Genomic DNA, 3,887 nt, shown 5'->3' on the forward strand with positions numbered 1-3,887 from the left:
CTTGATCAGCGTGTCCGCCAGCGGGGTGAAGGTGTTGGCCAGCAGGATCGCGAAGAAGACCCCGCCGGCGAAGCTGGACAGGGCGCGAATGAGCACCACGAGGACGCCGATCAGGGCCCCCATGATCCAGCGGCCGCCGTTGGTCGAGGGCGAGCTGACCGGGTCGGTGGCGAAGAACAGGGCGCCGAAGAGCAGCCCGCCGCCGGCCAGAGTGTAGGGCACACCGGGGAACAGCTCGGGCCGCAGGGCGTGCAGCACGAGGGAGGCCGCCGCGGCGGCGCCGAGGACGGCCAGCGGGGTGCGCCAGTTGATTACCCGGCGGATCAGCAGGTAGATACCGAGCAGGACGAACAGCAGGGCCGCCGTCTCGCCGATGGCCCCGGAGGTGCGTCCCAGCAACAAGTCGAGGAGGTCTTGCTCGACGCCGGAGCCCTTGAAGGCCGCCAGGGGGGTGGCCGTGGTGACGGCCTCGGGGCCGGCGGCGAGGGGGCTCCAGTGGGCGAAGCCGCCGGCGCCGCCCCAGAAGGGCTCCCACCAGCGACCGGCGAAGAAGGTGGGGAAGCTGATGGTGACGAAGGCCCGGCCGACGAGGGCGGGATTGAAGACGTTGCGGCCGAAGCCGCCGAAGGCCTCCTTGCCGAAGAGCTGGCCGACGCCGACGGCGATGACGGGCAGCCAGAGCGGTACGTGGGCGGGCAGGGAGAGGCCGACGAGCCAGGCGGTGATCCAGTAGGTGCCGTCCATGGGCTTGCGCCGGATCACGGCGAAACCGGCGGCGATCAGCCAGCCGGTCAGCTGGCAGACCAGCACCAGGACCAGGGAGCGCCAGCCGAAGAAGTAGACCGCCGCCGCCAGCAGGGGGACGAAGGCCCAGAGGAACTTGCGGTGCAGGGGCAGCAGCCGGGCCGGGCCGCTCCAGAAGGGCAGGGCGTGGAGGCTCTTGGCGGCGTGCTCGCTCAGGCTCGGTTTGGAGCCGTCCATCGTCTTGTTGGTCATCAGTTGAGACTCCCTCGCCGCAGTCTACCAGCTACGACCGATACCGTTACAAGCTAGCCAAAAGGGGCCCCGCTGTCAAGCGTCGCCGCCCCCGTCGTCGCTGTCGGGAAAGCGCAGGGTGAAGGTGGAGCCGCCGCCCGGTGTCGAATGGACGACGATCTCGGCCGAGTGCAGCCGGGCCACCTGGGCCACGAAGGCCAGGCCCATGCCGGTGCCGGGGACCTCGGCGGCGTTGGCGGCGCGGTAGAACTTGTCGAAGATGCGTTTCTGATCGCCGGGGGGGATGCCCGGCCCCTGATCGGTGACCAGGATCTCGCCGCCCCGCGGTGTGCGCTGGACCTCGACGGTCACCAGGCCGCCGTCGGGCGAGAACTTGATCGCGTTGTCGATCAGGTTGACCAGGGCCCGGGAGACCAGGCCGGCGTCGAGGGAGACGACGGGGCCGTGCGGGGTGCCGCGCAGCACCAGCTGGACGCCGCGGCGCCCGGCGAGGTCCCGGGTCAGTTCGAGGGCCTCGGCGGCGATCTCGCTCAGCTCGACGGGCAGGAACTCGCCCTTGATCCGGCCACTCTCGATCCGGCTGACGTCGAGAAAGGCCTCGATCAGACCGATCAGCTTGCCGGACTCCGAGGCCACGTAGCCGCCGTACTGGCGGCGTTCCTCGTCGGTAATCTCCTCGTCGGTCAACAGCTCGCCGAAGCCGTGGATCGTCCCCAGGGGACCTTTGAGGTCGTGGCTCATGATGTGCATGACCTCGGTCTTCATCCGGTCGATGCGGGCCAGCTCGGTGATGTCGGTCAGGGTGATCACGAAGCCGCGCAGCCCGCCCTCGTCGGCCAGCGGCGAGACCTCGAGCAGATAGGTGTTGCCGTGGAGCTTGACGGTGTTGGACGTCGGACCGTCGACGGCGTCGACGATGATCTGGCGCAGGTTCTGGCCCGGGAAGAGGGAGTAGACGCTGCGACCGACGAGGTCTTCGCCGTCGGCTTCGAGAACGTCGGCGGCGGTGAAGATCCCCCGGGCGGGCAGGTTGGCCAGCTGGATCACCCCGTAGGCGTTGGTCAGCAGGACGGTCTTGGCCGTGGCGCCCAGGACGCGTTGCAGGGTCGAGCGGCTGGCCGCCAGGGCGTCACCGAGCTGGACCAGGATGTCGAGTTTGGCCTGGGTGTGCTCCCGGGACAGGCCGGCGAAGGGGCCGGGGACGGACTCGCCACCGCGGTTGAACAACGCCTTGACCTGATTGGAGCAGGCGGCCAGCAGGGCGGCCTCATTGACGCTGGGCGTGCCCGAGTAGCACAGGCAGAGCTCGACGCCGTCGCCGAAGTCACGGTAGATGCGCCGCGGCGGTTCCGGCTCGCCGTCGCACGTTCCACCGCAATCGCCGTGGCGGTAGAGCACCTCGCCGGCGGAGCTGGTCACCCGCATCCCCAACAGACCGAGGGTGTAGGTCAGGCTGGTCTCGGCTTCCTTGGTCAGCTTTCGGGGCTCGCCGGGGGCCAGCCGACCGCCGCGCAGGTTGCGCCCCAGCTCGAGCAATTGCTCGTCCAGGGCCCGGTTGACCGAGATCAACCGACCCAGGCTGACCAGTAGAAAACACAGGGCCAGGGCGAGCAGGGGTGAAACCAGGGGCAGCAGGGCGTTGAACAGAAGGAAGGCGGCCAGCCCCAGACCCGTCCAGGCCGCCAGCCCGCCCAACAGCAACAGCAGAGAAACCATGGGACGGCCGCGAATGAAGAGTACGCCGCTAAACCCGCCAAGGGCGACGAGCAGCAGCAGCTCGACCCAGCGGGGCCAGACGACGGGTTCGTCATTGGCCATCAGGGTCGCCGCGGCGTTGGCGTGGACCTCGACCGCCGGCAGCGGCGTCCCGGCGGTGAAGGGCGAGATGACCGAATCGTGCAGCCCGGCCGCCGAGGCGCCGAGGAAAACCAACCGGCCACCCAGGCGGCGGCGCAGCTCGGCGTCGTCGGCGGCCAACACGTCGGTCACCCCGTAGCGCTCGAAGGTGCCCGCCGGACCGCGGTAGTTGATCAGCAGGCGCTCCCGCTGACCGACGGCGTCATCGACCGGGACGTCGCCCGGTTGCGGGAGCTCACCCCGGTAGACCGCCGTCGCCGCCGCGGCGAAGGCCGGGTAGGCCCGTCCGCCGTAGGACTGCTCCAGGTAGAGGTTGCGGTAGATGCCGTCCACGTCGGGGTCCAGGGCGACATGGCCCAGAGCGGTCGCCGCCCGGCGGAAGGGCGGCGCCGGGGTGTACCAGTAGAGGGGACCGCCGTCGCGGCTGGGAGTCGGACGTTCGCTCAAGGACAGGGGCAGGGCCGCCAGATAGACGGGCAGCACCGTCGGCGCCGCCTCCAGAGCGCGGGCCAGCCGCTGGTCCGCCTCCGGCGTCGAGCTCTCCAACAGGGCCAGGTCCAGAGCCAGACAACCCGGCTCCGCCGCCGTCAGGCGCTCGACGACCTCGGCCAGCACCCCGCGTTCCCAGGGATAGCGCCCCAGGACGTCGAGGGAGCGCTGATCGATGGTCACCAGGACCACCTCCGCCGGCGCCTCGACGGTACCCCGTACGCGGAAGCGCAGGTCCCGGCTGAGGACCTCGAGCTGACGGGTCAGCCCGGCGACGGTCAGCGCCGCGGCCAGCAGGCCCCCCAGCAGACCCAGACGTAAGCCCCAGCGCAGCCGGGTGCGCGGTTTAGCCTTGCGGGTCCCTTCCTCGGCCATTTCCCAGCGCTCCCGTCACGAGTAGTTGATTATACGACAGATAACACCCCCACCATTGTAGCACAGCCCCGATGGTCAACCTGAACAGCGCCGCAGGTCCAACGACAAGACACCCTCATAGGTCCAGGGTGTCGGTCGGGCTCGACTGGATTGTCACCGGCGGACTCGAA

Annotated in this window: 2 protein-coding genes; both read right to left on the reverse strand. The window is 69.9% G+C overall.

All coding sequences use genetic code 11. The features are described 5' to 3' along the window. Positions 1-996, reverse strand: a 996-nt coding sequence (locus GF399_06330; protein ID MBD3399931.1) for an RnfABCDGE type electron transport complex subunit D, incomplete at its 3' end; no start/stop codon positions are given. A gap of 75 nt (positions 997-1,071) precedes the next feature. Beyond that, on the reverse strand, positions 1,072-3,717 hold the full coding sequence (locus tag GF399_06335; protein ID MBD3399932.1) for a CHASE2 domain-containing protein: 2,646 nt from the start codon (positions 3,715-3,717) through the stop codon (positions 1,072-1,074). Between the last annotated feature and the right edge of the window lie 170 nt (positions 3,718-3,887).

The organism is Candidatus Coatesbacteria bacterium (genome assembly GCA_014728225.1).
Classification (GTDB): Bacteria; RBG-13-66-14; RBG-13-66-14; order RBG-13-66-14; family RBG-13-66-14; genus WJLX01.

Bases quoted from the DNA above. Each gene is read 5' to 3' on its own strand.
- GF399_06335 (MBD3399932.1), bottom strand. From the start codon at position 3,717: ATGGCCGAGGAAGGGACCCGCAAGGCTAAACCGCGCACCCGGCTGCGC.